Annotated in this window: 27 protein-coding genes; 8 read left to right on the top strand and 19 right to left on the bottom strand. The window is 65.3% G+C overall.

Features of this window, described 5'->3' with window-relative positions:
• Window positions 1-153: 153 nt before the first annotated feature.
• The 3 genes from ACYQ4T_RS07230 (at window position 154) to ACYQ4T_RS07220 (ending at window position 3,707) form a co-directional block, all read left to right on the top strand.
• Window positions 154-606, top strand: coding sequence for a YgaP family membrane protein (locus ACYQ4T_RS07230; protein ID WP_459851949.1), 453 nt, complete (start codon window positions 154-156; stop codon window positions 604-606).
• A gap of 238 nt (window positions 607-844) precedes the next feature.
• Entirely contained in the window at window positions 845-1,810 is a 966-nt protein-coding gene (locus ACYQ4T_RS07225; RefSeq protein ID WP_459851947.1) for an MBL fold metallo-hydrolase, read from the top strand.
• Between the two features lie 241 nt (window positions 1,811-2,051).
• The gene (locus tag ACYQ4T_RS07220; RefSeq protein WP_459851944.1) at window positions 2,052-3,707 is read left to right on the top strand and encodes a hypothetical protein; all 1,656 of its coding nucleotides are present in this window, start codon (window positions 2,052-2,054) and stop codon (window positions 3,705-3,707) included.
• A gap of 4 nt (window positions 3,708-3,711) precedes the next feature.
• Here ACYQ4T_RS07220 and ACYQ4T_RS07215 read toward each other — a convergent pair whose 3' ends face one another.
• Complete coding sequence (locus ACYQ4T_RS07215) at window positions 3,712-4,746, bottom strand: cupin domain-containing protein (protein WP_459851940.1); 1,035 nt, start codon at window positions 4,744-4,746, stop codon at window positions 3,712-3,714.
• Window positions 4,747-4,815: 69 nt separating this feature from the next.
• Window positions 4,816-5,574: a glutathione S-transferase family protein gene (locus ACYQ4T_RS07210; RefSeq protein WP_459851937.1), complete on the bottom strand. Its 759-nt coding sequence runs from the start codon at window positions 5,572-5,574 to the stop codon at window positions 4,816-4,818.
• A 140-nt stretch (window positions 5,575-5,714) separates the two neighbouring features.
• Between ACYQ4T_RS07210 and ACYQ4T_RS07205 the strand changes: the two genes are divergently transcribed.
• Window positions 5,715-6,416 carry a helix-turn-helix transcriptional regulator gene (locus ACYQ4T_RS07205; protein ID WP_459851934.1) on the top strand — a complete coding sequence of 234 codons (702 nt, stop codon included), beginning with the start codon at window positions 5,715-5,717 and terminating at the stop codon, window positions 6,414-6,416.
• Here the strand turns inward: ACYQ4T_RS07205 and ACYQ4T_RS07200 are convergent, their stop codons facing one another.
• Entirely contained in the window at window positions 6,417-6,899 is a 483-nt protein-coding gene (locus ACYQ4T_RS07200) for an SRPBCC family protein (protein WP_459851932.1), read from the bottom strand. It lies immediately after the preceding gene.
• Window positions 6,900-7,036: 137 nt separating this feature from the next.
• Here ACYQ4T_RS07200 and ACYQ4T_RS07195 point away from each other — a divergent pair, with 137 nt between their 5' ends.
• A complete protein-coding gene (locus tag ACYQ4T_RS07195; RefSeq protein WP_459851930.1) occupies window positions 7,037-7,474 on the top strand; it encodes an EamA family transporter in 438 nt (145 codons plus the stop codon).
• Window positions 7,475-7,476: 2 nt separating this feature from the next.
• Here the strand turns inward: ACYQ4T_RS07195 and ACYQ4T_RS07190 are convergent, their stop codons facing one another.
• The 5 genes from ACYQ4T_RS07190 to ACYQ4T_RS07170 all read right to left on the bottom strand — a co-directional run bounded on the left by ACYQ4T_RS07190 (window position 7,477) and on the right by ACYQ4T_RS07170 (window position 13,089).
• Complete coding sequence (locus ACYQ4T_RS07190; protein WP_459851928.1) at window positions 7,477-7,899, bottom strand: GFA family protein; 423 nt, start codon at window positions 7,897-7,899, stop codon at window positions 7,477-7,479.
• Window positions 7,896-8,540, bottom strand: coding sequence for a transcriptional regulator BetI (gene betI / locus ACYQ4T_RS07185; protein WP_459851926.1), 645 nt, complete (start codon window positions 8,538-8,540; stop codon window positions 7,896-7,898). Before betI ends, ACYQ4T_RS07190 begins: the two co-directional genes overlap by 4 nt.
• Before the next feature lie 10 nt (window positions 8,541-8,550).
• Window positions 8,551-9,735 (bottom strand): aminomethyltransferase family protein, encoded by a 1,185-nt coding sequence (locus ACYQ4T_RS07180; protein ID WP_459851924.1) that lies wholly within the window; start codon window positions 9,733-9,735, stop codon window positions 8,551-8,553.
• 124 nt (window positions 9,736-9,859) lie between these two features.
• Window positions 9,860-11,434: a phytoene desaturase family protein gene (locus tag ACYQ4T_RS07175; protein ID WP_459851922.1), complete on the bottom strand. Its 1,575-nt coding sequence runs from the start codon at window positions 11,432-11,434 to the stop codon at window positions 9,860-9,862.
• Window positions 11,431-13,089: a phytoene desaturase family protein gene (locus ACYQ4T_RS07170; protein ID WP_459851920.1), complete on the bottom strand. Its 1,659-nt coding sequence runs from the start codon at window positions 13,087-13,089 to the stop codon at window positions 11,431-11,433. Before ACYQ4T_RS07170 ends, ACYQ4T_RS07175 begins: the two co-directional genes overlap by 4 nt.
• 284 nt (window positions 13,090-13,373) lie before the next feature.
• Between ACYQ4T_RS07170 and ACYQ4T_RS07165 the strand changes: the two genes are divergently transcribed.
• Together ACYQ4T_RS07165 and ACYQ4T_RS07160 are read left to right on the top strand one after the other, a co-directional pair.
• On the top strand, window positions 13,374-14,417 hold the full coding sequence (locus ACYQ4T_RS07165; protein ID WP_459851918.1) for a thermonuclease family protein: 1,044 nt from the start codon (window positions 13,374-13,376) through the stop codon (window positions 14,415-14,417).
• Between the two features lie 53 nt (window positions 14,418-14,470).
• Complete coding sequence (locus ACYQ4T_RS07160; RefSeq protein ID WP_459851916.1) at window positions 14,471-15,622, top strand: helix-turn-helix transcriptional regulator; 1,152 nt, start codon at window positions 14,471-14,473, stop codon at window positions 15,620-15,622.
• Window positions 15,623-15,718: 96 nt separating this feature from the next.
• Here the strand turns inward: ACYQ4T_RS07160 and ACYQ4T_RS07155 are convergent, their stop codons facing one another.
• From ACYQ4T_RS07155 to ACYQ4T_RS07120, 8 genes are all read right to left on the bottom strand, one after another.
• Entirely contained in the window at window positions 15,719-16,111 is a 393-nt protein-coding gene (locus tag ACYQ4T_RS07155) for a DUF6285 domain-containing protein (protein WP_459851914.1), read from the bottom strand.
• Window position 16,112: 1 nt separating this feature from the next.
• Window positions 16,113-17,144, bottom strand: coding sequence for a phosphotransferase family protein (locus ACYQ4T_RS07150; RefSeq protein WP_459851912.1), 1,032 nt, complete (start codon window positions 17,142-17,144; stop codon window positions 16,113-16,115).
• A gap of 91 nt (window positions 17,145-17,235) precedes the next feature.
• A complete protein-coding gene (locus tag ACYQ4T_RS07145) occupies window positions 17,236-18,447 on the bottom strand; it encodes an acyl-CoA dehydrogenase family protein (RefSeq protein WP_459851909.1) in 1,212 nt (403 codons plus the stop codon).
• A 15-nt stretch (window positions 18,448-18,462) separates the two neighbouring features.
• Window positions 18,463-19,227, bottom strand: coding sequence for an SDR family NAD(P)-dependent oxidoreductase (locus ACYQ4T_RS07140; protein ID WP_459851907.1), 765 nt, complete (start codon window positions 19,225-19,227; stop codon window positions 18,463-18,465).
• A 36-nt stretch (window positions 19,228-19,263) separates the two neighbouring features.
• Complete coding sequence (locus ACYQ4T_RS07135; RefSeq protein WP_459851905.1) at window positions 19,264-19,887, bottom strand: FecR family protein; 624 nt, start codon at window positions 19,885-19,887, stop codon at window positions 19,264-19,266.
• Between the two features lie 571 nt (window positions 19,888-20,458).
• Complete coding sequence (gene ppa, locus ACYQ4T_RS07130) at window positions 20,459-20,989, bottom strand: inorganic diphosphatase (protein WP_459851903.1); 531 nt, start codon at window positions 20,987-20,989, stop codon at window positions 20,459-20,461.
• Window positions 20,990-21,148: 159 nt separating this feature from the next.
• Window positions 21,149-21,541, bottom strand: coding sequence for a hypothetical protein (locus ACYQ4T_RS07125; RefSeq protein ID WP_459851901.1), 393 nt, complete (start codon window positions 21,539-21,541; stop codon window positions 21,149-21,151).
• A 372-nt stretch (window positions 21,542-21,913) separates the two neighbouring features.
• On the bottom strand, window positions 21,914-22,384 hold the full coding sequence (locus ACYQ4T_RS07120; RefSeq protein WP_459851899.1) for a PAS domain-containing protein: 471 nt from the start codon (window positions 22,382-22,384) through the stop codon (window positions 21,914-21,916).
• A 217-nt stretch (window positions 22,385-22,601) separates the two neighbouring features.
• Here ACYQ4T_RS07120 and ACYQ4T_RS07115 point away from each other — a divergent pair, with 217 nt between their 5' ends.
• Entirely contained in the window at window positions 22,602-23,402 is an 801-nt protein-coding gene (locus tag ACYQ4T_RS07115; protein ID WP_459851896.1) for a GntR family transcriptional regulator, read from the top strand.
• A gap of 108 nt (window positions 23,403-23,510) precedes the next feature.
• On the opposite strand, the gene ACYQ4T_RS07110 is transcribed toward ACYQ4T_RS07115, so the two are convergent.
• Genes ACYQ4T_RS07110 through ACYQ4T_RS07100 form a run of 3 tightly spaced genes read right to left on the bottom strand, consistent with a single transcriptional unit; the run spans window position 23,511 to window position 26,341 of the window.
• Window positions 23,511-24,572, bottom strand: a complete 1,062-nt coding sequence (locus ACYQ4T_RS07110) for an ABC transporter ATP-binding protein (protein WP_459851894.1) — start codon at window positions 24,570-24,572, stop codon at window positions 23,511-23,513.
• A gap of 9 nt (window positions 24,573-24,581) precedes the next feature.
• Complete coding sequence (locus ACYQ4T_RS07105) at window positions 24,582-25,415, bottom strand: carbohydrate ABC transporter permease (RefSeq protein ID WP_459851891.1); 834 nt, start codon at window positions 25,413-25,415, stop codon at window positions 24,582-24,584.
• Entirely contained in the window at window positions 25,412-26,341 is a 930-nt protein-coding gene (locus tag ACYQ4T_RS07100) for a carbohydrate ABC transporter permease (protein ID WP_459851888.1), read from the bottom strand. Before ACYQ4T_RS07100 ends, ACYQ4T_RS07105 begins: the two co-directional genes overlap by 4 nt.
• Window positions 26,342-26,359: the final 18 nt, after the last annotated feature.

Raw genomic sequence — 26,359 nt, 5'->3', positions numbered from 1 at the left:
ATCGCGCCGGCTTCCGCTGATGGCGCATGGCCTATCCGATTCATGGAACCACGCGACCGCGCGCCGGTTGGCTGACGATGTCAGTGCCGTTCTCTGCGCCCAAGGCGCGGCCGAAGGCGCTCGTCCTCCCGGCGCTGCAGCAAGAGGTTTCCCATGGTTTCGACAGCCCGTCGCGTTCCCAAGCACACGAGTTCCGACGTCAACGCGCGGATCCGGCACGACATGATCGAGCGCATCCATCACTACGCCGACCATCCCGACGAGATCCCACAACGCCTCGCTGAGCTCGATCGGGAATGGGACATCGAGCGGGCGATCGAGGCGAACGCGTCCACGCTCGCCCTCACCGGCGTGGTGCTCGGCGCGACCGGCGACCGGCGCTGGCTGGTCCTGCCGGCGCTGGTGACCGCCTTCCTGCTCCAGCATGCCGTTCAGGGCTGGTGCCCGCCCGTGCCGGTGTTGCGGCGCCTCAGGTTCAGGACCGCCGATGAGATCAACCAGGAACGCTACGCCCTCCGAGCCCTGCGCGGCGACCTTGCCGGCGACGGGGATGGCGGACCGGGACGGTTGAAGACGGTCCTTAAGTTCGTCGGGCTGAAGAGCTAGCCGAACGCGCGAATGCCGTTGCCCCTAAAGAACGTATGCGGTACAATTGTTGGATGTCGCCAGCCGCCGCCACTCTCATTGCACCTCCCGACGGGACCCGACAGGGCCCACCCCTGACAGGACCCCGACGGATTCTGAAATGACTTCCGATCTTGCAGGGTTTGGCCGCCAGCCCCTCTCCTTCCGCATGGCTGCGGCGGTGACTTGAGCCGCGGCGGCTCCCGGCACAGGCAGCTCCATGAACCCGGTCGACCAGCTCGAGATCGCCATCCTCGTCGACAACACGACGGATTCCCTCTCCACCAACCCGGACTTCGTCGAAACCGAGTTCGCCTTCCTGCGGCGGCACGGGATGAAATGGCTGTCGGGCAAATGCCTCTGTTGCGCGGCCCACGGCCTCTCCTGCCTGATCACCGCGAAGATCGGCGGCCTGTCGCGCACATTGCTGTTCGACACCGGGCCGGACGAATGGGTGTTCGAGCGCAACGCGACCCGGCTCGGCGCCGAGCTCGGCAGCGTCGAGGCGATGATGCTGTCGCACGGCCATTGGGATCACGGCGGCGCGATGCCGCGGGCGCTGCAGATGATCACCCAGGCGAACGGCGGCAGGAACATCCCGGTCTACCTGCATCCGGAGATGTTCGCGCTGCGCGGCACCCGAACCAAGGACGGCGGCATCTTCCCGATGGAGAAAGTGCCGAGCGTCGACCTGCTCGCCGGTAATGGCGGCGACGTGATCGTGACGCGTGACGAGCAGCGGATCCTCGGCGAGGCTTTCTACATCAGCGGCGAGATCCCGCGGGTGACGCCCTTCGAGCGCGGCATGCCGGGCCAGCATCGGCAGAAGCCGGATGGCAGCTGGGAGAAGGACGAGCTGCTGCCGGACGAGCGCTTCCTTTCGGTCCACGTCGCCGGCAAGGGCCAGGTCGTGTTCACCGCCTGCTCCCATGCCGGCCTGATCAACGTGCTGCTCGCGGCACAGGCGCGCTTCCCGGAGGTGCCGCTCTACGGCGTGTTCGGCGGCTTCCACCTCTCCGGCCTCACCGAGGCGATCATCCCGGAGACGGTCGCCGCGCTCCAGCCGTTCGACCTGAAGCTCATCGCCGCCGGCCATTGCACCGGCTGGCGCGCGATCAACGCGCTCAGTGACGCCTATGGCAACGCGGTGGTGCCAAGCGCAGTCGGTAAACACTACCGGCTGTAGCGCGTGACTGCCGTGTGGCCCGGCTTTCGTTCGGCGTGACCGCACGCACACTCCTGTATGCCCCACCCGGAATGTCGCCCATGACACCCGTCAAGCGTGCGAGAAGAACTTCTACCATCGGTCGACTTTTGGCTTATGCGCCGTCTCCATCTGTGATACGCAGACATCCATTCCTACTGAGTCAGTAACCGGCTTGGCGTCTGGGCGATCTCGCCTTCCATCAACAATGGGGGAATACACCATGCTGTTCAGAAGCATCCTGGCAGGGCTTGCGGTCGTTGCGTCGGTATCCTGGTGCGAACAAGTCGCGGTTGCGCAGTCGCAGAACGACTCCTTCGTCGCCGCCAAGCTGCTCAGCCCCAATGGCCTGAGGGATCTCCCGGACAGCACGCGCTTCTTCGCCACCGTTTCGTCGCACAACGGGAAGTTCGTGCTCAACAACTCGACCCGTGTGAAGGCGACGAAGATCGCCAGCGTCAACGGCGTCAACACCCGCGTGGACGACGCAATCCTGACCATCCCGCCGATCCGCTGGGGCAATTTCAAGACCTACGAGCTGGATTTCGTCGGATCGCAGACTCCCTCCGCCGTCAATCGCATCTATCTCGAGCAGCTCGCCACGACGCTTCCGGAGTGCCGGCCCTGCTTCGTCATTCACCGCACCATCGAGGATGCGTCGAAGGTGACGAACGACCAGGATTGGGTGCTCGGCACCGTCGCGGCCACCGCCCAGGACGGCACTGCCTGGCAGGGTGTCTATCTCGACGGCAAGGAGGACGTGGCCGGCACCAAGTATCTCGCGCCGGGCACGCCGGTCTGGCAGCGCCAATCCGCAGGCGACAAGGCCGGGATCGGCACGGCTTTCTCCGATTCCTATCCGCGCCTCGTGCTCCGGCCGGCCAATCCCAACGATCCGGCTTCCACCGCCTGGCAGATCGCCGAGCTGAAGGGCAACAGCTGGACCGGCAAGCTCCTCTATATGACGGGTGAAGCCAATCAGGTCTTCGGGCTGCAGCAGGTTGTTCGGGCCTCGGATTGGACCAGCTACGTCCTCTGGGACGCAGCCAACGCGAGTCCGACCTATGCCAATTTCGAGATCCGCGTGCCGCTCGGAATCGTCGCCTCCGTGCCCCTGGTTCGCAGCGGCAAGAGCTTCATCGACGCACCGCTCTACAACATCGACGCCACCGTCACGGTCAAGAGCGCCTCGACCTTCGCCGGCATGGCGGGACTGTCCTTCACCATGAACGCTGCGCCGATCACTCAGTTGGATCAACGTTTCAGCTATCCCGGCTTCATCGCCTTCGTGCCGCAGGTTCCCGAGCGACTGGCGATGACCCTGCCCAACGGCAGCGTCCTGAAGTTCCCGCTCGACTACAACGGCTCCTTCCCCGGCCTCGTCTTCGGCATCCGCGGCGCCACGCCGAGCAGTTGCACAGAGCGCGGCATGCTCGACTACCCGGTGACGGGCGGCATCAGCGATTTCCTGGCCAATCCCGACGACAAGATCGGAAGCTGGGTGGTCTGCAGCCTCCCCTGGGCCTGGGTGCTGGACAAACCCTACAAGCTACGGCTCTGGATCACGAACAACGGAGCCTGGGGTGCCTGGGTGTCCGATGCCGATGGCAGCAACGGGCGGCAGATCGGCCTGCTCACCATCCCGCAGGATCAGTTCGGCAACAAGCAGCCGCGGATCGCGAGCGCCGCCGCCTTCGTGAGCGTGCGCTCGCCGCAGGCTTGCGACAAGGTGGCGCCGTTCGAGATCACTGTCGAGAAACTGGTCGGTGATGCCAACCAGGCGCAGCTGGCCTTCGGCAGCCCCGGCAAAAAGGATTGCCCCGGCCTGAAGTCTGCCGCGAGCTGCTCGGGCGGCAGCTGTACCTTGGGCGTCCAGTAACCGGTCAGGCCTCGCCGTCCCAGTAGCGGCGCGTCGCGGCCTTGTCGAAGACGTGCTGGCGCTCGTCGAGCACCGGCACGGCCAGCTTGTTGGAATCCGGATAGACGCAGACGTCGGCGGGCTTGCGCTCGCCGACGATCAGATAGCGACAAGGGCCGCTGCCGCTGTTGAGAAAGGAGTGAGCGACCTTCCTTCCCGCCGGGAAGCAGACATAGTCCCCGGGCTTCATGACGTGGCGCTCGTCGCCGTTGTCCGGGCTGGTGAGCAGGAGCGTGACCTCGCCTTCCAGGATGATCACCTGCTCCTCCTCCAGCATGTGATAGTGGCGCGGGAAGAGCCGTTTCCCCGGCGCCGGGGATTCGATCACCATGCCGACATGGTAATCCGCGCCGACGGCCGCATAGGTCAGGTGCCTGGTCCGCCCGCCGAACTTCTCGGCGGTCGAGCTATCTTCCCAGGCCACGGAATCCGAAGCGATCGGTGGCTTTGGAGTGAGGTCCGGGTCGTCCGCTTCGACCTTGGCATCGGCGGGCGGCCGCTCACCCGCCGGCAACCCGGTGTCCTCGCCGTCCCAGTAGTTGCGGGTGGCGGCGAGATCGAGCAGCGCGCGGCGACCGAGCGGACGCACCAGCACCTTGTTGGTGTCGGTGTAGACCACGACCTCGTTCGGGCTGTTCTCGCCGACGATGACATAGCGGCAGAGCCGGTCACCCTCGTTGATCAGCGTATGGCCCGCTTTCTGCCCGGCCGGGAAGCAGACATAGTCGCCGGCCTGCATGGGGTGGGTCTCGGCGCCGAGACGCAAGGTCAACGCGCCTTCGAGGATGAAGACATGCTCCTCCTCGAGGAAATGGTAATGCGCCGGCGCGGTCCGCATCCCGGCCGGCAGTTCCTCGATGGCGACGCCGACGTGATAGCCCTCGCCCATCGCCGCCAGGGTCAGGTGCTTGTAGCGGATGTTGAAGTTCGGCATGTCGTCGAACGCCGTCCAGGGGACGTCATCGCTGCGGATCGGCTTGATCAGGGTCTCGGATGGCATGGGGCGGCAGGCTCCGTCTCGATCCGGGGGAGCCGGAGTTTGGCCGGAGCCTGCGCCGGGTTCAATGCCTCATGCGAAAGCCAGCGCCGGAGACTCCGCCTTGCGCGCGACCGGCGTCCAGTCATGTTCCGGGAAGAAATGCGGCACCGCGCGGTCGATATAGGCGGCGAGATTGGCCTGCGCGAGGCCGATCTGGCGCAGGGGCGAGTCCAGCGCGCCGTTGAGCAGCGTCGCCAGCATGCCGGTCATCGCCGCATCGGTGCCGCAGGGCTGGTCGCCCATCAGCCAAGCGCGCTTGCCGAGCAAGGCCGAGAGCGATTCCAAGGTCCGGCCGCCGAGCTCGGCGATCTGCTCCGGCGTGTGGCGGCCCATGCCCTGGGCCTGCAAGTATCCGAGCACTTTCGCGCGCGCGCCCTGTCGGATCTTGTCGCGGATCGCTTCGGGGGCATTGTCGAAGAAATGCGCCGGGCCGTTGTTGAAATTCTCCTCGATGCCCCAGCGCATATGCAGGCAGCACCAATAGAGATGATCCTCGATCATCCGCTCGACCGCCCAGGCCTCGGCCCGCTCGACCGCATCGAGGCCGCGATCGAAGTCGAAGCCGTGTTTGCGCGCGACATGGGCGCGGATAAAGCTGGTATCGGCGACGATCTCGCCCGCGTCGTCGATATAGGGCAGCTTGCCCTTCGGCCCCTGGTCGGGGCCGCCGTTGGCGACCGCCTTGGTGTAGGCGAGCCCGGCCATGCGCAGCAGGATCTCGCCCTTCATCACGAAGGGGCTGCCGTCCGGCATGCCGAGAAAGGGGCCGAAGCCGTAGAGGGTGATCATCGCGGGGTCTCCTTCGCTGGTTTGCCTGACCCCGGTGATAATCATCCCCTGTTGCCAGCCTGCTGTCAGCAGCGCCGCGCCCTGCTGCCACCATGCTGTCAGGAGCGATCTGGCAGCATGCTGGCATCAGGAGGTGCAGAGTGCGGAAAGCGGACCGTCTGTTTCAGATCATTCAAATCCTCAGGCGCGCGCGGAAGCCGATCACGGCAGAGGCGATTGCGGAAGAGCTCGAGACCTCCAAGCGCTCGGTTTATCGCGACATCGCCACCTTGATGGCGCAACGGGTGCCGATCCGCGGCGAGGCCGGCATGGGCTATGTGCTGGACGCCGGCTTCGACCTGCCGCCGCTGATGCTCACCCCCGAGGAGATCGAGGCCGCTGTCCTGGGCGCGCAATGGGTGATGGCGCGGGGCGATCCCGGCCTGGTCCGCGCGGCGGAGGACCTGGTGGCGAAGATCGCCGCGGCGGTGCCGGAGCGCCTCAGGCCATTGGTCCTCGACCCCTCGACGCGCACGCGCAGCGACCGGCTGCCGATCCCGCCGGACATGATCGACATGGTCGAGGTGCGGCGCGCGATCCATGCCAGCCGCAAGATCCAGCTCGGCTATCGCGACGAGAAGGGCGAGGTGACGGCGCGCAAGGTCTGGCCGATCGCGATCGGCTATCTCGAGACCGTGCGCATGATGGTCGCCTGGTGCGAGATGCGGCAGGACTTCCGCCACTTCCGCACCGATCGCATCACCGCGGCGGAGTTCCTCGAGGAGCGCTATCCGGAACGCCCGGCGGTGCTGCGCGCCCGCTGGCGCGCTGCACTCCGGGACAGGGTTCCGGCGCGGGCGTGACTATTTCGCCTTCTCCGCGATCCCGGCGAGGCCGGCGTCATAGATGCCGCCGATAACTTCCATCGCCTTCTCGTCCGGCGCGTCCTTGGCGTCGAACTTGCCGACCCAGGTAATGGTCGAGCCGCTGCCATTGGCCGCGACCGAGAGGGTCGAGGCATAGTTCTGCACCGGCAATGGGCTCTCGACGATGGTGTAGCCGTATGAATGTGCCGCGTCGTCCCAGGCCGATTGCTCTTCCAGGATCGAGCCGCCACCCTTCAGCGACAGCAGGCGGAAGGTCTTGCCGTCCTTCTGCTGCAGCTCGCATTTCTCGACCGCCGGATGCCACGAGCCGATGCCGCAGAAATCGCCGATCGCCTTCCAGACCGCGTCGGGCGCAGCGGCAACGTCCAAGCTCTTCTTCACGTCCAAGGCCATGGCGGAACTCCCAAAAGCAGCGACCGCGAGCAGCGCCGTCGCGGCCAGTATGATGCGCGATGTCATGATTCCCCTTCTCCTCCCAATTGCCGAATTGCGCATCGGCATTGCCTCCACCATAGGAAGAAAAGAAGGGCGGCATATTGGACTTTGGTTTGACGCGGCTTAGGCTGATGCGCCTTTGATGAACCGGGGAAACTCAAATGAAAACCCTGCTTTCGGCCTGGCCGTTCTGGGCCCTGCTCTCCGCCGCCTTCGCCGCGCTGACCGCGATCTTCGCCAAGGTCGGCATCGAGAGTATCAACTCGGATTTCGCCACGTTCATCCGCACCGTGGTGATCCTGGCCGTCATTGCCGCGATCCTGACCATGAGCGGGGGGTGGCAGCCGTTCGGAGGCGTCTCCGGCAAGACCTACCTGTTCCTGATCCTCTCGGGCCTCGCGACCGGCGCCTCCTGGCTCTGCTACTTCCGGGCGCTGAAGATCGGCCAGGCGGCGCAGGTGGCGCCCATCGACAAGCTCTCGGTGGTGCTGGTCGCGGTGTTCGGTGTCGTGTTTCTTGGCGAAAGGCTCAGCGGCCTGAGCTGGCTCGGCATCGCGCTGATCGGCGGCGGCGCCGTGCTGATCGCGCTGGAAGCCTGACTCTACTGAATCACGCCGATCCGCTTCAGGAACTGGTGTTCGGTCTCGCGCGGGTGATCGCCGGCGAAGGTGTAGCCCTGGGGTTTCGCGTCGATGTAGATCTCGCCGCCCATGGTGAACTTCGACTGATCGTCGAAGGCGCCGATCGACATGATGTACATGTCGGGCTGGAACAGGTGGTAGAAGAGATGGCTACCGCATTTCCTGCAGCTGCCGCGCTCGGCGATGTCCGAGGACTTGTAGCGCAGGATATCGCCTTCGCCCTTGAACGTGATGCCGCCGACGCCGACCGAAAAGGTCGGCCCGCCGGCATGGCGGCGGCACATGCCGCAATGGCAGACATGCATATGCGGGTCGATCTCGGTCGCGGTGAAGCTGACGGCGCCGCAGAGGCAATGGCCGGTGGCCGACGGAATCGTGGTCATTGACTTCCTCTTCCCTGTTTCGGCGCATTCTCGACCGCCTGGCGGAGCCAGGTCAAACAGGATTGTACAGCGTGCTTCGACTTGAAGGTCTTCGGATAGAGCAGCGCCTGGAGCCAGTAGCCGTCGACCAGCGCGCTCAGCATGCCGATCAGGGTCGCCGCCTCTTTCTTCGACGGCACGATCCGCAGTATCTCGGCCTCGAGGTCGCGGTGATAGCGGCGCTCGACCCGGACTGCCGAACTGCGGAAGGCGTCCCGCAACCCGGAATCTACCCAGAAGGTGAACCAGACCGCGAGCTTCTCGGAAGTGAAGACCTCGGCGCCGAAATAGGCATCGACCATCGCGGTGATGCGGTCCCAAGGCTCCGACCCCGCTTCGGCCACCCGCGTCTTCCAGGCCTGGTCGAACTCCTCGGCCAAGTGGTTGAAGGCCGCTTCCAGCAGCAGGTCGATGGACTTGAAGTGAAAGTTCATCAAACCCTGCGAGGCGCCGGCGCGCTGCGCGACCTTGCCGACCGTGCAGCCGGCGTAGCCGTGCTGAGCGATTACATGGATCGCCGCCTCGATCAGCTCCTTGCGACGACTGGCCCGGATCGCCGGGTTCTGGCCGAGGGCACGGCGCTTGCGCTTGAAGGTGCTCAAGCCGGCACCCTCACGCCTTCTTGCGCGGCGGATCGAAGAACATGCGGTTGGTCACGGTGCAGCGGGCCATCAAGCGCTCGATCTTCTTTTCCTTCGGATACCAGATCTCGGTCCAGACCTCAGTGCCCGGTTTCGCGTAAGGCGGAGGCACTCTGGCAAAGGCGATGCTCTTCTTCAAGATCGGCGACCACATCCCGGAGGTGGTAAGGCCGATTTCCTGCTTGGCCGCCTTATCGGCGTAGAGGAAAGCGCCGTTGGCCGGTTTCCGGCCCTCGACCTCGATCCCCATCAGAATGTGCCGGGAGCTGACCTTGGCCTTCTCCTGCTGCAGCGCCCGCTTGCCGACGAAATAGGCGTCCTTTTTCAGGCTCACCGCCCAGCCGATCCCGGCCTCGATCGGGCTTTCGCGCTGGGTCGGGCGGATTGCATGCATAGCGCCGATGTAGTCGGCATCGACCAGGATGAACCCGGCCTCGATCCGCACCATATCCAGCGCCTGGCTGCCGATCGGCGCGATCTTGTAAGGATCACCGAGCCGCATCAGCGTGTCCCAGAGCCATGGCGCGCTCTCCGGCTTGACCCAGAGTTCGTAGCCGAGATCGCCGGTGAAACCGGCGCGGTCGATACGCATCCAATGACCGTCCACCACCGTTTCCATGATGCCGAAATGCGGCAGGCTCTCGATGCCGCCGACGCCCATGACCTTCAGGAGATCGCGCGATGTCGGGCCCTGAAGCGCCAGGCCGCAGACGCGTTCGGAGATCTCCTCGATCTCGACATTGAAGCCGTAGGCGCTTTCATGCAGCCAGTGGAGTTGATGCAACGCGGCGTTCAGGATGAAGTCGTTCTCGCCGAGGCGGAAGATGGTCCCCTCCTCGATCATCTTGCCGTCGTCGTCGCACCAGGCGGTATAGGCCGCCTGCATCGGCTTCACCTTGGTGATGTCGCGGGTCACCAGGAAGTTCATGAACTTGGCCGCATCGGCGCCGCGGATCGAATATTTGATCAGCGGCGAGACGTCGTAGAGCGTGCAACCGGTGCGGACCGCGAAATACTCGGCCGAGACGGAATCGAAGAAGGCCGGCGAGTAGGTGCCCATCCAACGGATCCAGCCGTTGCCGTGCATCAGCGCTTCCATCGACTCATGGAACGGCGTCTTCTTGAGGAAGGGCTTGAGGTGCTGGACGTGGGTCATGCTTTTCCCCCGTCATGCGCGGGCTTGAACCGCGCTTCTGGTGCGGAGGGAGATCCGCGGGTCCACGGATGCGAAGGTCCGCATTCGCGGACGGGGCCCGCGGATGACGACAAACCCGATACCATCACGCCGCCCTCCTCTGCCTCAATGACTTCAATATTTCGCGCGCGGCATTGGCACCGGCGGCACCGGAGACGTTGCCGCCCGGATGCGCGCCCGCACCGCAGAGCCAGAGGCCGGGGATCGGCATCCGGTATTGCTGGTACTGGCCGGCGGGGCGCAGGAAGAACATCTGGTCCAGGGTTACCTCGCCCTGGTGCCACTGGCCACCAGCGAGGCCGTATTGCGCCTCGAGGTCGTGCGGCGTCAGTACCTCGGAACCCACCACCCGCGTGCGCAAGCCTGGCGCCAGCAGATCGAGCGCGTCGATCGTGCGCTCCAGCACCTGACGCCGCGCCTCGTCCGGTGCGGTTTCGCGGAGCTTGTAGGGTGCGTATTGAAACAGGATCGAAGCGACATGCTTGCCGGAAGGCGCGAGGCTCGGATCGGCGAGCGTCGGGATCACGACTTCCAGCGCCGGCTTGTCGGCGACGCGGCCGTATTTCGCACAGTCGAAGGCGCGCTCGACATAGTCGATCTTCGGTGCGACCACCATCCGTCCGGTACGGGCCTTCCAGGCGTCGGGCAAGCCGTCCAGGGCCAGATGCACCTTGGCCACGCAGCCGTTCATGCGGAGATGGCGGATGCGCTTCATGAACTCGGTGTCGAGATTCCCCGGCTGGACCAGCTTCAGCAGCGTGGTTTGCGGGTCGGCGCTGGAGGCGACGTTGGCGGCGCGGATCTCCTCCCCGCCCTTCAGGACGACGCCGGTCGCGATCTCCTTCTCGATCAGGATGTGATCGACCGGGGCGCCGGTGCGAATCTCGACACCAGCGTTGCGGGCCGCGGCTTCCAGCGCGGCAGCAACCGCACCCATGCCGCCCTTCGGCAGGAACAGTCCGCCCATCCCATGCTTGCCGTAGGAGGACAGGCGATAGAGCAGATTGAACACGGTGTTCGGTGAGCGCGGCCCGAGATAGACGCCGAGCGTGGCGTCGAGGCTGAGCAACCCCTTGATCGCATCGCTCTCGAAGAAATCGTTGGCGAGATCGGCCACGTTCATCGTCAGGATACGGGTCAGCTCCAGCATGTCCTTCTTGCCCAGCATCCGCACCTGCAGCGCGAACATGGCAAGCGCGAGCTTGGTCTGGAAGTCGTTGGCCGTGATCGCCGGGCTGGGCGGCGTGCGGGTCAGGAAAGTGCCGAGCGCCGACGCCAGCTTGGTGAGACGCGCGGTGACCCGCGGCCAGGCTTCGGCATCGGACTTGCTGATCGCCGCGATCGAAGCCGCACTGGCCGCCGCGTCGTTGGATATCTCGATGCTCTTCGCCTCGGGCAGCAGCACCGAGGTGCCGATCGCCGTGGTCTCGAGCTTCAGGCCGAGATCGCTGACGACCTTCGGGTGCAGCGCATGGAGGATATGCGCGACACCGGAGACTTTGAAGCCGGGGGCGAACTCGCGCGTCACGGCCGTGCCGCCGACGCGGTCGCCGGCTTCGAGGACGATGACCTTCTGCCCCGCCTTCGCGAGGTAAGTCGCGGTGATCAGGCCGTTATGGCCGGCGCCGATGATGGCGACGTCGCAGACCTTGCCGCTCATCGGATCACCCCGTGCTTGAAATCCTTCAGCATCTCGCGCGCGGCATTGGCGCCCGGCGCACCCATGACGCCGCCGCCGGGGTGGGTGCCGGAGCCGCACATGTAGAGGCCGTCGAACGGCCCGCGATACTGCCCTAAGCCCGGGAACGGCCGGTTGAACAGCAGCTGGTCGAGGGTCAGCTCGCCCTGGAAGATGTTGCCTTCGGTGAGACCGACCTCGTTCTCGATGTCCCAGGGTGTCCGGGTCTGACAATGCAGGATCAGGTTGCGGAAGCCGGGCGCGTTCATCTCGATCGTGTCGAGCACGTCCTTCTCGAAGGCAGCCTTCATCTGCGGCGTCCATTCGCTCTCGGCGAGCTTGTAGGGGACGTATTGCACGAAGACCGACATGAAATGCTTGCCCGGAGGGGCCATGGTCGGATCGACCGTGGTCGGGATCACAATGTCGAGGAAAGGTCGCTTCGACCAGGAGCCGTACTTATAGTCGTCGAAGGCATGCTCGATGTAATCGAAGTCGCCGCCGATATCGACCGTGCCCCAGGCGCTCTCCTTCGGACAGCCGGCGAATTGCGGCAAGCCGTCCAACGCAATGTTCAATTTGCCCGACGAGCCGCGGATCTTGAAGTTCTTGGCATAGGCGTGGATGTCGGGATCGATCGCGTCGAGGTCCGACTTCTCGATCAGCTTCAGATAGGTGCGCTTCGGATCGAGATTGGAGACCACCGCCTTGGCGTAGATCTCCTCGCCGCTGCTGAGCGCCACGCCGACCGCGCGCCCCCCCTTCACGATCACCTTGGCGACCTCGGCATTGACGCGGATCTCGACCCCCGCTTCTTCGGCGGCGCTGGCGATCGCCTTGGAGACCGAGCCCATGCCGCCGCGGGCGAAGCCCCAGGCGCCGATCTGGCCGTCGACCTCGCCCATATAGTGGTGCAACAGCACGTAGGCCGTGCCCGGCGAGTAGGGCCCCAGCGCCGTGCCGATGATCGAGGAGGCGGCGGAGAAGCCCTTCCAGCGCGGATTCTCGAAATACTCGTCGAGGAAATCGCCGATCGACATGGTCCAGAAGCGGATGATCTCGTACATCTCCTTCTCGCCCATGCGGCTGAACTCCGCGGCGATTTTCAGCAAGCCGTCCAAGTCCTCGCGCTTGCCCCAGGGATTGATGCGGTTCTGGGCGAAGGGGTTGAGCTGGGTCGGGTCCGGCGGAGTCAGCATCAGCAGCGGCTTGATGAAGCGGCACTGCCGGCTGATCTCGGCGGCATAGTGATCGTATGCCTCGGCATCCTTGATCGAATGCCGGCGCAGGCTCTCCCGCGTGCGGTCGTGGTCCTTGTAGGTGATGATCCCCTCGCCTTCCGGGTTGGGCGAGGAGTTGATCTCATAGGGGATCACCTGGAGCCCATGGCGCGGCAGGTCGAGGAAGCGGAAGATCTCCGGCCTGAGCAATGAGCAGACGTAGGAGCAGGTCGAATAGGTGAAGCCGGGATAGATCTCCTCGGACATCGCCGCGCCGCCGACCTTCTTGTAGCGCTCGAGCACCAGGACCTTGAGCTTGTTCTTGCCCTCCTTCGCGCCGCCCTTGGCGAGATAGGCGGCGGTCACGAGCCCGTTATGCCCGCCGCCGATCACGATCACATCATAGCTTTCAGCCATTTGCCGCCCCGGTGGTCTCGATCTACTATTTGAACGTTCATTCAAAATATATCGACGCCGGGCGAACCTGTCCAGACGCGGCCGCCGGCTCTCAGGGGCAGCAACCCAATTGCCGTTTGACACGTTAACTATCGGGGTCTAGCCCTTCGTCAGGCCCGCCGAGGGGGAATCGAGTCTTGCCAAAAAGCCTTATTATCGCGCTGCAAGCCGTTGTTGTTGCGCTACTCCTTTCGTCACCCGCTCTGGCGAAGACGACCAAGGGAGAAGCGCCCGCGCCGCCCGCCGTGCCGGTCCCGAAAGTGGATGCGGAAGCGCTCGTCCCTCCAGGTCCGACCAAGCTGGAAGGAACCGCCCAGGCCGTCGACGGCGACGAGATCCGGGTCGGGGATTCCCTGGTGCGGCTCTATGGAATCGCGGCGCCGGACATGTCCGCGCGGATCGGGCCGGAGGCACGGGTAGCACTCGATGGTTTGATCGGCGGCGAGCGGGTCAGCTGCAAGGTGTTCGACAAGACGCCGCAGGGCGACTCGGTCGCGCAATGCGAGATCGGCGGCAAGGACCCTGCACTGGAGTTGGTCGCGCGTGGGCTGGCCGCGGTCTATCGCAGCGGCAACTTCAATGACGGCGAGCAGCAGGCCCTCGCCGAGAAATACGACGCGGCCGAAGCCCTGGCACGCAAGCAGAACGTCGGCCTCTGGCAGCCGCCCGAGCGGGCCGCCGATCCGCAGGCGGCGGCGCCCGACCGCTACAAAGCGCGGGTCTTGAACTATGCCGGCTTTGCGCTCCTGATCCTGGCGGTTTTCGCCGTCTCGATCACCCAACTTTCGATAGCGCGCCGCGACCGCGTCGAGCGCACCAAACGGCGCGAGGAGCAGCGCACGACTCTCTCCTTCGCCATGGCCGCCGAGGTCGAGATCGTGCTGGCGACGGCACGCCGGCTGATCGAGCAGGTTTCGGCCCATCCGGCAGAGCGGCCGATCCCGGGCGCTATCAGCGCCGCCCTGGCCTTGCCCAGCACCACCTTCTGGAGCGCCAATCCCGACCGGCTGCATCTGCTGCCAGTCGAGGTGACCGTACCGCTGCTCCGTTTCCACGCCCAGTATGAAGACGCAGCGCGAAAGCTATCGGTCGCCGGCGCCGTGCCGGGCAGCGCATTGGCCACGACCCTGAAGACCTTGATCGAGTATGGCACCGCCGCGGTAACGGCGATCGAGGCCTCGCTCGGCATCGAACGGCCGCCGGAGCCGGTTTCGGAGAAGCCGGAATCGACGGCAACGCCTGCACCCTCCGCTGCGGCGAATACCAAGCCAGATACCGCGGGCCATTGACCCGCGCCACCTTCGCCCGGATCATTGGGGATCGGGCATGAAGGGGATCGGCAATGTCGGGCTTGGGCAACCAGGGCGCATTCGAGCTGGCGGTCGGCCTGTTCTACGACGCGGCCTATGACCAGAGCGCCGCAGCTTGGTCCGCCGTCGGCCAGCAGTTCATGCAGATCCTCGACGCCAAGGGCTGCGTGCTGCAGATCGCGGACATGCGCGTCGGCCGCTCGCAGCTGCTGGCAACACCCGGCTGCGAGGGTCTGAATATGGCCGCCTATGCCGAGCATTATGTGCGACACGATCTCTGGGCCCAGATGGCGACGCCGGAACGCGGCAACCGCGCACTGCTGATGCACCGATTGGTGGCGCCCGACGTCTGGGAGCAGTCGGAGATCTATAACGACTTCGTCCAGCCGCATTGCAGCTTCTTCTGGTGTCTCGGCGCCGCGATCCCGTTGAGCGACGGCCAGATCGGCATGCTGGGCGTGCTCCGCAATAAGCAGGACCAGCACTACAACGAGAGCGAGGCCGCCGGGCTGGATTCCCTGCTGCCGCATCTCCGGCGCTCGCTCCAGTTGACGCATCACCTTCGCCGGCTGCAGCTCGACCTCGCCCATGCCCGCGCCAGCCTCGATGCGCTGTCGATCGGCGTCGTGATCTGCTCGCCTGAAGGCAAGGTCCGGATCGCCAACAAGATCGCCGAGGAGATCCTGGAGCGCGGCGACGGCATCGTGCTCGACGGCTTGGACCGGCTGACGGTGAACGATCCCAACCAGCAGCACGGGCTGCGCCGCATGATCTCAGCTGCGGCGCGGCGCCCCGGCATCGACGCGAACGGCGCCGGCAATGCCTTGCGGGTCGGGCGCAGCGAAGGCTCTCCGCTCAAGGTCCTGGTGGCGCCGCTGCCGGAAGCCCAGCTTGCCGGAATCGGCGGCGCCGGCGGCGCGATGATCCTGATCGACGATCCGGAGCGCAATGCCGTGCCGGCGCTCGAGGCGCTGAAGGCGTTGTTCGGGTTGACGACGGCGGAGGCGCGCCTGGCGCGGCGCCTCGCGCATGGCGATGCAACCGCGCCGGAGATCGCCGCCGAGTTCGCGCTCTCGCCGCAGACCATCCGCACCCAGATGAAAAGTATCCACCGCAAGATGGACGTCTCGCATCAGGCCGAGATCAGCGCGATCATCAGCCGCCTGGGTGTGCTGGGGCAGTAAGCTACCAGACCGTCATCGCCGGGCTTGACCCGGCGACCTCTTGCGAGCCGGGACCAGATGCCCGGGTCAAGCCCGGGCATGGCGGATTCTATCTGGTTAGACCGCGCTCTCGGCACCGCGGCCGCGCCGCACCATGTACTTGATGTTGACCGCCCGGAGCCGCGTGGCTGTGGTGGCAGTCAGCGCATCCAGCAGGCGCACCTCGCGCGGCGTGCCGGGCTCGAAGCGGCGGGCGCGGATGTCGGCGGCGAGGCGCTTGCGCGCCGCGGCGAGATCGCCGACGGGCTCCGGATAGAGCGCCTGGATCCGCTTCAGTTCCGCGGCGTCGGCGGCGGCCCCCTCCTCCAGCTCGGCCTTGGCAATGGCGATGGCGCGCAGCGCCATCAAGGTGTGGTACTTCGCCTCGCCTTCCAGTTTGCCGACGACATGGTCCTGCAGGCCCTGCTCGGCCAGCTTCAGCAGATCGGCGGCGCCCGGTCTCGGCAGCATGTCACGCACCCTTCTTGAGCTTGGGCAGTTCAGCGAGGAGGTCGTAGTCGCATTCGATCGCACGCAACCCGGTCAGCGCCAGGTCGAGCGACGGCTCCTGTCCCGAGGCATGGCGCTCGCCCTGCTGAAGCGCGATGATCGCCCAGCGGATCGGCGCCACCGCCTCCCAATAGCGCACCCGCGCGTCGTCGACCGGCTGGCCAGTCTCCTGCTCGTAGCCGGCATAGAAAGCCTCCCGGCTGCCGATGCCACCGGCCTCGCGGTCGACCGCGCCGAAGCGCCAGCAGCGGGCGCAGAACCAGCCGATATCCTCGTAAGGATCGCTCCAGCCGGAGAACTCGAAATCGAGGATGGCGGTGAGCTGGCCGTCATCCGCCATGTAGTTGCCGGTACGGAAATCGCGGTGGGCCAGCGCGATCGTCTCGATCGGCGGCGCCAGGTCTTCCATCCGGTTGATCGCCCATTCCAGCACCGGCTGCGGCTCGGGCAGCGCATCGAGGCATTGGCGATAATGTCCGGCGCGGCGCGCGATGAGATCGGCACTCGCCTGCGGCAGGAAGGCAAGCGTCTCCGGCGCGCTGGCGGGCCGGATGCGGTGCAGCTTGGCGAGCTCGGCGCCGAGGCGGGTCGCCAGCTGGTCGCCGGCCTCACCTTCCAGGCTGCGCAGCAGGCGGCGGCCTTGCGCCAGGCCTTTCACGCGGCGCATCACATAGAAGGGCCGACCGATGACATTGCCGCTCGGTTCCAGCCAGAGCGGTTGCGGCACGGTCACACCGGCGGCATGAGCGGCGGCGATCAACGCATATTCTCTTGCGCGCGACCAGCTCTCGGCGATGCCGGAGACCGCGTCGCTGCGCAGCACGGCTTCGTAATGGCCGGCTTGCAGGCCATCGGCAACGTCGACGTCGAGCGCCCAGTTCTCCTGGATCGCACCGCCGCCGAGCCGGTTCAGGATGGTGACCGTGACGCTCTTCGCGCCGGCCGCCTGGGCGATGAAGTCGGCGACGGCCTGCGACTGGGCGGCGAGACTCATATCAGTACCGTCATGCCCGGGCTTGACCCGGGCATCTGGTGCCGTGGGAGAAAGATCGCCGGGTCAAGCCCGGCGATGACGGGGACGGTATTCATCCCCATTGCCAGAAATCCCTGCCGTCCTTCATGAAGTGCTTGGCCAGCAGCATCTTGTGCACTTCCGAGGCGCCGTCGACCAGCCTGGCCTGGGGTGCGTAGCGGTACATCCATTCCAGCAGGGTGTCCTTGGAATAGCCGCGGGCGCCGCAGAGCTGGATCGAAGTGGCGATCGCCTTGTGCAACACGTCGGCGACGGCGATCTTCGCCATCGCCACTTCCTTTTGCGCGCGATGACCCTGGTCGATCCGCCAGGCCGCGTGCATGGTCAGAAGCCGGCCGATCTCGATCTGCATCGCCGCCTCGCCCAGCATCCATTGCACGCCCTCGTGGTCGATCAGCTTGATCCCGAAGGATTCACGCTCCTTCACATAAGATCCAGCGATCTCCATGGCGCGCTTGGCCATGCCGAGCCAGCGCATGCAATGGGTAAGCCGCGCGACGCCGAGGCGGATCTGCACGGCTTTCAAGCCCTCGCCCACTTCCATCAGGCGATCGCTGTCCTTGATCTCGAGCCCGTCGAAGGAGAGTTCGCAATGGCCGCCATGCTCCTCCGGTCCCATGATCGGCACACGGCGGATCAGCTTCCAGCCGGGCTGGTCCTTGTGGAACAGGAAGGTGGTGAGGCCGCGCCGCGGATCGTCCGAGGTGCGCGCCAGCAGGATGAAATGATCGGCGACGCCAGCGCCAGTGATGAACCACTTATGGCCTTTGATCACCCAGGTGTCGCCATGCTTCGTCGCCGTCGTCTTCATCATGCCGGCGGGATCCGAGCCGGAGCCCGGTGCCGGCTCGGTCATGACGATCGCCGAACGGGCCTCGCCGCGGATGATCGGGTTGAGCCATTTCTCCTTCTGCGCGGGCGTCGCGACCTTGTTCAGGAGATAGAGGTTGCCGTCGTCGGGTGCGGCGCTGTTGAAGCAGACCGGTCCGAAGATCGAGCGGCCCATGGTCTCGTAGCAGGCCGCCATATGGGTGATGGTCTGGCCCTTGGGCAGGCCGTTGCCGCCTTCCGCCTTCGGGATCTGCAGGCACCAGAGATCCTCGGCCCGCGCCTTCTTCCTGAGCTCGGCCAGGAGATCGAGGCGAATGTTCTCGCCCTCGTCGTAGTTGGCGCGGTCGGATTCCAGCGGGATCACATGCCGGTCGAGGAAGGCGCTGATCCGCTTGCAGGTGTCCTGGGTTTCAGGCGAGAGGGCAAAATCCATGATGGGCTGCGTGCCTTAGAGGCTGGAGACGAGATGGCCGCCATCGACGGTGATGACGCTGCCGGTCATGTAAGCCGAGGCGGATGAGGCAAGCAAGAGCAGCGGGCCGTCGAGATCCGCCAATGCGCCGAAGCGCCGCATCGGCACGCGTTTCTTGATCGCCTCGCCCGCCTCGCTCGCCAGGAAGTCGCGGTTGAGGTCGGTCGGGAAATAACCGGGCGCGATGGCGTTGACCCGGATGCCGTAGCGCGCCCATTCCAGCGCCAGCGCCTTGGTCATCTGGATGAGGCCGGCCTTTGAGACCGCATAGGGCATGACGCCGAGACTGACACCGATCCCGAGGATCGAGGCGATGTTGATAATCGAGCCCGCATGCTGCTTCTCGACCCAATGCTGGGCCAGTTGCTGGGTCAGCATCCAGGCGCCCTTCAGATTGGTCTCCAGCATCTGGTCCCAGTCTGCGGTCTTCAGGTCGAGCGCCATGTCGCCGGCATGGGCGCCCGCGTTGTTGACTAGGATGTCGGGGATGCCGAGCTGCTGCTCGATGTCGGCGAGCGCTTGGTGCAGGCTGTCGGCGTCGGTCACATCGGCGGCGAAGGCGAGCGCGCGGCCGCCGTCATGGTCGATCTCGGCGGCGATCTCCTCCGCCAGGCGCTTGCGCCGCGCCAGCAGCGCCACCTTCGCCCCCGCCTCCGCCAGCACGCGCGCAAAATGCGCACCGAGCCCGGAGGAAGCGCCGGTCACGATCGCGATCTGGTTGGCGAGGGAGAATTGGGACATGCGGCCTGCAAGATGTCGCAAGCCGGTGCCCGGTGTCTAGTACCCGACCAGCTTCTCGGCCCGGGCGATCTTGGCGTCGCCCCAGGTCTTGGGGGGTGTCGGCGCGATGCGGCTCTGGGTCAAGGTCGTGCCCTCGCCCTTCTTCAATGTGACCGAGCCGGCGCTGGTCGCGACATCGACCTGGCCGTCGAAGACGAAGACGCCATAGGCACCGTCGATCGGGCCGGCAAAGAATTCCGTGCCGCGCACCGTCATGGTGGCGATCGGGGTCACGATCTTGGTCGATCCGGACTTGTCCACCGTGCCGCCAACGAAGCGCAGGGCGCCGGTGATGCTGCGGACCACCTGGCTGCCGCCGCCCGCCCCTTCCGGCATCACGAACTCGTCCAGCACGACGCGCGCATTCTCGCCCAGCGTGATGCTGCTGCCGTCGGCGAACTTGATGTCAAGGCGGCCGCCGCTTGCGGTCCAGACCTGCTCGTCGCGATGCACCTCGGCCCCGACAGCGAGTTCCCGAGACTTGCCCTCGAACCGCGCGCCGGCCTCGGGCTTCAACTGGGTCGCATTGCCGATGACCGCGGCATCCGCGGCTTCGGCGCCCGAACTCAAGAGGATCAGGGCGAAGGCCGCGCAGGGGGAAAGGAGCCAAGCTTTGAGCATGATCGGTATTCCCGCGTTGATCGACGTGAATCTAGCACGCAGGAAGCGGGGCGCCATGCGCGGGAACGCCGCTTGTGACGGGCGACACTCCGCCCGGGTTCGGCAGGGAAGAACGAAACTGAAAACCCCGCCCGTGCCTGAGCACGAGCGGGGCTTTGATGGATTGTTGCGGAGTTGCCGCCAGTCCGACCATTCAGGTGCGGTGCAATGGGGCGCTATGGCCCACGGCGTTCCGCTGCCCAGTCGGTAAACCGGGCATTCAATCTGCTGTCGTAGCCAGATTGTCGCTCTTTATCGCCGGTGGAGTCATGTTGTTTGGACACCCTCCTGTTGGCGGTTGCGAAATCCGACGAGGGGTTGCCGCAGCGACCGATCGTCGGTCAGCGCTGACTGCCGGTGCCGCTTCGCAAGAAGCACTTTCCGGAAGTCGCAGCAGCTCTTGGCTGTCACCTCAAAAGCTAGGCCTCGATCCGCCAAGCGTCAAGGCGGTCGATGTCGCAGGGCAGAGAAAAGCGGTGGATAAGGCCGCCTTCTCCGAATCCAAGAGCCGCGCTACGCTTGGCTTTACGCGCTATTTGTCGCGATGCGCCGTGATGCCCTTGCGGATCAGTTCCATCGCCTCTTCCGGTTCCGCCCAGCGAGAGAATTTCACCCATTTGCCGGGCTCGAGATCCTTGTAGTGGGTGAAGAAATGCTTCACCTGCTCGCGGAGAATTTCCGGCAGATCGCGATAGGAGCCGACATTCGCGTAATAGGGATGCAGCTTGTCGACCGGCACGGCGATGATCTTGTCGTCGCCGCCGGCCTCGTCCTCCATCATCAGCGCGCCGATCGGCCGGCAGCGAACGATGGCGCCGGGCACCACCGGGGTCGGCCCGATCACCACGACATCCACCGGATCGCCGTCGTCAGCGAGGGTGTGCGGGATGAAGCCGTAGTTGCCGGGGTAGAACATCGCGGTATGCAGGAAGCGGTCGACGAACAGCGCGCCGGAATCCTTGTCGAGCTCATATTTCACCGGCACGCCGCCGAGCGGCACCTCGATCACCACGTTGACGTCATAGGGCGCGTTCTGGCCGGTCTTGACCTTGGAAAGATCCAATCTTCAGTGCTCCTCAAAACGCCCTCGTCCGGGGGCGGCCCCGGGGGTGTCGGGGCAGAAATGCAGGGCGTGACCAGGGGCCGAAAATGCGAGCCCCGGGCCAGGATATACTCCCGGTCCGGGGCGAATAAAAGCCAGAAATGCTGCAGCGCAAAAAAGCTAGTTCAAGACGCTGTAGCCGCGATTGCGCATGCAGTTCCGGTAGATCTCGCGCTTCTGCTCGATGCCGCTATAGGCACCGCCGCCGAGACCCACGACACCGCCGGTGGCCGCGCCGAGCGCTGCACCGCTGCCGGCGCTGACGCCGGGGACTAGGGCGCCGGTGATCGCACCGAGGGCCGCGCCGCCCGCGGCGCCCCCAAGCGCACCGACCGCAGCGTCACCCGCCACGTTGGCGTTGTCGGCGTATTGCTCGCACTCGTACTTGTCCTGCGCGAATTGCTGAGAATCGACACCCTTAGTGTCCACGATCGGCTGGCTCGTGGCGGTGCAGCCGGCCAAAGCCACCGCGGCAACCCCGAGCGTAGCCGCAACTGCCAAAAAGCGCTTCATCGTCTATCCCTTTCCAAGACGCCCTTGGACAGCTTTGTCCCGCGAGGGCGTGTTTTCGTTCATCCACATATACGATCCGGGCTCCGCCCGGCGCGCGTTGACATGGCTCAAAAAAGCGGCTGTCAGACGCTTTGTCGCGCCGGCATTGCTCGGGAAATCAGGCCCTGACCCACCAACCCAATTATACGGCCAAGGCCCAGCCGCTCGAACACACAAATTTCGGTGAGCAATACTGCCCTGATGACGCATCCCGCCCCCGAAATCCGCCCGTCCCGAACTCCCCGATCCATGTCGGCCTCGGCAAGATAGCCGCCCCGAGCGCCAAGGGCAGTGACGCAGAGCACAGCGGCATTGGGGGAAATGCCCGGCGGCTCAGTTCTCCTCGTTGCGCGTGACGACCGTCATCAACATGTCAACGGCGGGACCGGTCCGCGACAGCGGCAGGATGACGATCTCGTATTGAATCGGCCGCTCGTGGAACTCGACTTGGCGCGCGTAGTATTGCGGCTCGCCCTGCTCGACCGCGGCGCCGTAGGAGGCCTCGGCGAGCGGCAGACTCTCGGCGTCGTAGACCTGGTCCAGGAACTTCCCGGTGAAGTCGACGCCGAAGAGATCGACCTGCCGCGTGCCGTCGAGACGGAAGAAATAGCGGCGCCGTCCTGTTTCCGACGACCGCACGTCGATCAGGCTCACATAACCGACCGCGAACCAGAACTCGAGCGGATCGAAATCGTTGCGCAGGGGCCAGTCGCGGCCGGCGCGCTTGCCATCCCAGAACGCGACCATACGCTTCAGGATCGGATGCTGGATCCGCGCCAGCAGACCTTCAATCGACCGCGCCATTCGCCCCGTCCCCGACACGCGCACCCCATCCACCAGCCATTTTTGGTCTTATGCAGGCGAATGGCAAATATTATAAGTAGCGGACTTCCCAGCGACGTAGAATTGGCAGCGGCGCCTCGATCCCGCGGTATCCTGCTTGTTTGACGACGGCGGCGAACCTATACACTAGCCCGCGTTCCCCATTGCCACTCTTGAAGCCGGAGCACGACACAGCGACATGCCCGCCCCGAGCCGTCCCTCTCCCAAGGTGTCGCAGATTCCCGCGGAGACCGCAATCCTAGCACCCGATTCAACCGGCGGGCAGACTCCCAATGGCGAGGAGAACGGGCGCGGTGCGGCCGAGAATCCAGGATTCCGTTCCAACGCCCTCTTGATCTACGAGACGATGCGGCAGCGGGTCGCGATCCGGCACTACCCGCCGGGCGCCTGGCTGAAAGAGCAGGAGATTGCCGCCGAGTTCGGGGTCAGCCGCACGCCGGTACGCCAGGCTTTGCAACAGCTCGAGACGGAAGGCCTGGTGGAGATCCGCAACGGCGTCGGCGTGCGAGTCACCGAAGTCGATGACGCGGCCTTGGACCAGATCTATCTCCTGCGCCTCGAGCTGGTCGCCCTGATCGGGCGGGCGGCGCCGCGGCCGATCTCGGCGGCCGACATGGCGGCGATCCGCGCGGTCGGCGAAGACCTGAAGCGGATGCTCGCCGCACCCGGCAAGCCCGACGTCGCGCTGTTCTCGTCCCATTGCGAGGTGTTCCACAACCTCGTCAACAAGGTGATCGGCTCGCCGATGCTGAAGCACTTCATCGAGGTGCTCTACCATCAGGCCGATCGTTATTGGTACGGCTGGATGGACCAGACCGACCCGAAGCGCGAGGTCGAGTTCCTTTACAACGAGGTGCAGGAGACCCTGCGCGCGCTGGAGGTCAACGACTTCGAAGCGGTCGGCTACGTGCGCCGCAACCACATCTCGATGATGCTGGCGCGGATGTCGGAATTCCGGAAGAGCGGCGGTCGCGGCTAGGCGATCCGCGCGCCCGACCTTGCTCTGCCGTCATTGCCGGGCTTGACCCGGCAATCTCACGCAGAACGAACCATACGCCCGGATCAAGCCCGGGCATGACGACTTGAATCAAGCTATCCGCGCGCCGCTGGCGTCGAACAGGTGTAGCCGCTCCGGCGGCAGGATTACCTGCGTGGTCTCACCGACCTGCGCCACCCTGCGCTCGAGGGTGAAGGCCTTCAAGTCGGTGCCCAGAGCTCGCAAGTGCAGGATGGTGCCGAAGCCGGTCGGCTCAACCAGATCGACCGGCGCCGCGACGCCCTGCCCGCCCCCGACCTGCACATGCTCCGGACGGATCCCGAGGGTCACCGGCGCGCCATTCGCGCAGGCGTAGGCTCGACCGAGTGGAATCCGCGTGTTGTCGTGGGCGACGAAGACCGTTTCCGCGGCACAATAGGTGCCGCCGAACATGTTCATCGCCGGCGAGCCGATGAAGCCCGCGACGAAGAGATTGGCCGGCCGGTCGTAGAGATCGAGCGGCGATCCCACTTGCTGCACCAGCCCGGCATTCATGGCGACGATGCGGTCGGCGAGCGTCATCGCCTCGATCTGGTCATGGGTCACGTAGATCGAGGTGGCGCCGAGCGACTGGTGCAGGCGCTTGATCTCGCCGCGCATGGTTTCGCGCAGGCGCGCGTCGAGGTTGGAGAGCGGCTCGTCGAACAGAAAAGCCTTGGGCGCGCGGACGATGGCGCGGCCCATGGCGACGCGCTGGCGCTGGCCGCCGGAAAGCGCCCGCGGCCGGCGCTCCAGCAGGTTTTCCAGGCCCAGGGTCGCCGCGGCGGCGGAGACCTTGCCGGCGATCAGCTCCTTGGCGGCGCGGCGCAGGCGCAGCGAATAGCTCATGTTGCCGGCGACAGTCATATGCGGGTAGAGCGCGTAGGACTGGAACACCATGGCGATGTCGCGGTCCTTGGGCTCGAGATCATTGACGCGCACGCCGCCGATCTGGATCTCTCCGGCGCTGATCTCCTCCAGGCCGGCGATCATGCGCAGCAACGTGGACTTGCCGCAGCCGGAAGGGCCGACCAGAACCACGAACTCGCCATCCTTGATCGCGAGATCGACCCCGTGCAGCACGGCGATCGAGCCGTAGTTCTTGCGGATAGCGGCGATGTCGATGGAAGCCATGGCGAACTCCTAGCCTTTCACCGCGCCCGCGGTCAGGCCCTGGACGAGATAGCGTTGTATCATGAGGAAGAAGAGACAGGCGGGGATGAGGGCCAGCACGCCCGCCGCCATCATCTGGCCGAAATCGACGGCGAACTTGGAGACGAAGGTCAGGAGCCCGACCGGGAAGGTACTGGAATCGGCGCCCGAGATCAGCATCAGGGCGAACAGCAGCTCGCTCCAGGCGGCGGTGAAGACGAAGCCCAGGGTCGCCGCGATGCCCGGCAGGGTCAACGGCAGGATGATCTGGCGGAAGGCGCGGAAGCGCGTGGCGCCGTCGATCATTGCCGCCTCCTCCAGTTCCTTCGGGATGCCGTCGAAGAAGGACTGCATCAGGAAGGTGGCAAAGGGCACATTGAAGGCGACATAGACAATGATGAGGCCGGTCAAGCTGTTGGTCAGCCCCAAAGGCGAGAGCATCTTGAAGATCGGCGCCACCAGCATGACCAGCGGGAACATCTGGGTCAGCAGCATCAGGACGACAATCCAATACTTGCCGCGGAAGGTGAAGCGCGACAGCGCATAGCCGGCGAGCGAGGCCAGGATGGTCACGATGAAGGCGGTCGACGCCGAGACGATGACGCTGTTCTTGAAGAATTTCGGGAAGTCGCTGTGCTCCAGCACGAAACCGTAGTTCGCGAAGCTGGCTCGGGACGGCCACATCCGCACGCCCTCGCTGTAGAGCAGGTTGTCCGGCGTCACCGAGACTTTCAGCAGCCAATAGAGCGGGAACAGCGCAAAGACGACATAGGCGAGGATCGCCAGGCGGTGCAGGAGCGTGCCGATGATGGTGCTGCGCATCATGCCCTCTTCAGCATCGACTGGCGCAGCAGCACAATCAGCAGCGCATAGGCCATCAGCAACAGCAACAGCACCACCGCAATCGCCGAGGCATAGCCGAAGTCCAGGCGCCGGAAGGCCTGGGTGAAGATGTAGCTGGCGACGATCTGGGTGCGGTCGGCTGGACCGCCGTTGGTCATTACCACGATCAAGTCGGCGAAATTGGCGATCCAGACCGTGCGCAGCAGGATGGTGATCGCGATGGTCGGCGCCAGGAACGGGAGCGTGATCGATTTGAAGCGCTGCAAGGCATTGGCGCCGTCGATCGAGGCCGCCTCGTAGAGATCGCGCGGGATCGCCTGCAGCGCCGCCAGCAAGGTGATGGCGAAGAACGGGATGCCCCACCAGACATTGGCGATAATCGGCCCCCACATCGCATTGCGGGGATCGGAGAGGATGTTGTTCGGCGCGTCCATGAGGCCCAGAGCGAACAGCCAGTGCGGGATCGGGCCGATCACCGGATTGAACATCCAGGCCCAGTTCAAGCCGGAGAGGAAACTCGGCACCGCCCAGGGCAGGAAGACCAGTGCCTGCACGATGGCGCGGCCGCGGAACGGGCGGTTGAGCAGCAGTGCCAGGATGAGACCGAAGGCGAATTGCAGCACCACCGAGGCACCGGCCCAGAAGAAGGTGTTCTTCAAGGCGCGGGCGAAGGTCCGGTCATCGATCAGCGCGCGGAAATGCTCGAGGCCGACGAACCCGCCGCTGAACGGATTCAGCAATTTCACGTCCCGGAACGCGTAGGACAGGCCGAGCGCGAGCGGTGCCAGCATGATCGCGACGATCAGGATCAGCGCCGGCGCGCTGTAGAGATAGGGCTCGGAGGCGACGGCGAGCCGGCGCAGCAGAGGGGTGCTGCGTGATCTGTCGGAAGAAGCGATTGCGGTCATTGAAGCGGTGACTCGTAC

The sequence above is a fragment of the Dongia sp. agr-C8 genome, assembly GCF_054658695.1.
The sequence above is the reverse complement of the archived record's forward strand: the minus strand, read 5'-3'. Positions and strand labels throughout refer to the sequence as shown.

What these genes read in the sequence shown, in the direction of transcription:
- ACYQ4T_RS07230 (WP_459851949.1), top strand. Translation starts at nt 154, where the DNA reads ATGGTTTCGACAGCCCGTCGCGTTCCCAAGCACACGAGTTCCGACGTC.
- ACYQ4T_RS07225 (WP_459851947.1), top strand. Translation starts at nt 845, where the DNA reads ATGAACCCGGTCGACCAGCTCGAGATCGCCATCCTCGTCGACAACACG.
- ACYQ4T_RS07220 (WP_459851944.1), top strand. Translation starts at nt 2,052, where the DNA reads ATGCTGTTCAGAAGCATCCTGGCAGGGCTTGCGGTCGTTGCGTCGGTA.
- ACYQ4T_RS07215 (WP_459851940.1), bottom strand. Translation starts at nt 4,746, where the DNA reads ATGCCATCCGAGACCCTGATCAAGCCGATCCGCAGCGATGACGTCCCC.
- ACYQ4T_RS07210 (WP_459851937.1), bottom strand. Translation starts at nt 5,574, where the DNA reads ATGATCACCCTCTACGGCTTCGGCCCCTTTCTCGGCATGCCGGACGGC.
- ACYQ4T_RS07200 (WP_459851932.1), bottom strand. Translation starts at nt 6,899, where the DNA reads ATGACATCGCGCATCATACTGGCCGCGACGGCGCTGCTCGCGGTCGCT.
- ACYQ4T_RS07195 (WP_459851930.1), top strand. Translation starts at nt 7,037, where the DNA reads ATGAAAACCCTGCTTTCGGCCTGGCCGTTCTGGGCCCTGCTCTCCGCC.
- ACYQ4T_RS07190 (WP_459851928.1), bottom strand. Translation starts at nt 7,899, where the DNA reads ATGACCACGATTCCGTCGGCCACCGGCCATTGCCTCTGCGGCGCCGTC.
- ACYQ4T_RS07180 (WP_459851924.1), bottom strand. Translation starts at nt 9,735, where the DNA reads ATGACCCACGTCCAGCACCTCAAGCCCTTCCTCAAGAAGACGCCGTTC.
- ACYQ4T_RS07175 (WP_459851922.1), bottom strand. Translation starts at nt 11,434, where the DNA reads ATGAGCGGCAAGGTCTGCGACGTCGCCATCATCGGCGCCGGCCATAAC.
- ACYQ4T_RS07170 (WP_459851920.1), bottom strand. Translation starts at nt 13,089, where the DNA reads ATGGCTGAAAGCTATGATGTGATCGTGATCGGCGGCGGGCATAACGGG.
- ACYQ4T_RS07160 (WP_459851916.1), top strand. Translation starts at nt 14,471, where the DNA reads ATGTCGGGCTTGGGCAACCAGGGCGCATTCGAGCTGGCGGTCGGCCTG.
- ACYQ4T_RS07155 (WP_459851914.1), bottom strand. Translation starts at nt 16,111, where the DNA reads ATGCTGCCGAGACCGGGCGCCGCCGATCTGCTGAAGCTGGCCGAGCAG.
- ACYQ4T_RS07150 (WP_459851912.1), bottom strand. Translation starts at nt 17,144, where the DNA reads ATGAGTCTCGCCGCCCAGTCGCAGGCCGTCGCCGACTTCATCGCCCAG.
- ACYQ4T_RS07145 (WP_459851909.1), bottom strand. Translation starts at nt 18,447, where the DNA reads ATGGATTTTGCCCTCTCGCCTGAAACCCAGGACACCTGCAAGCGGATC.
- ACYQ4T_RS07140 (WP_459851907.1), bottom strand. Translation starts at nt 19,227, where the DNA reads ATGTCCCAATTCTCCCTCGCCAACCAGATCGCGATCGTGACCGGCGCT.
- ACYQ4T_RS07135 (WP_459851905.1), bottom strand. Translation starts at nt 19,887, where the DNA reads ATGCTCAAAGCTTGGCTCCTTTCCCCCTGCGCGGCCTTCGCCCTGATC.
- ACYQ4T_RS07125 (WP_459851901.1), bottom strand. Translation starts at nt 21,541, where the DNA reads ATGAAGCGCTTTTTGGCAGTTGCGGCTACGCTCGGGGTTGCCGCGGTG.
- ACYQ4T_RS07120 (WP_459851899.1), bottom strand. Translation starts at nt 22,384, where the DNA reads ATGGCGCGGTCGATTGAAGGTCTGCTGGCGCGGATCCAGCATCCGATC.
- ACYQ4T_RS07115 (WP_459851896.1), top strand. Translation starts at nt 22,602, where the DNA reads ATGCCCGCCCCGAGCCGTCCCTCTCCCAAGGTGTCGCAGATTCCCGCG.
- ACYQ4T_RS07110 (WP_459851894.1), bottom strand. Translation starts at nt 24,572, where the DNA reads ATGGCTTCCATCGACATCGCCGCTATCCGCAAGAACTACGGCTCGATC.
- ACYQ4T_RS07105 (WP_459851891.1), bottom strand. Translation starts at nt 25,415, where the DNA reads ATGATGCGCAGCACCATCATCGGCACGCTCCTGCACCGCCTGGCGATC.
- ACYQ4T_RS07100 (WP_459851888.1), bottom strand. Translation starts at nt 26,341, where the DNA reads ATGACCGCAATCGCTTCTTCCGACAGATCACGCAGCACCCCTCTGCTG.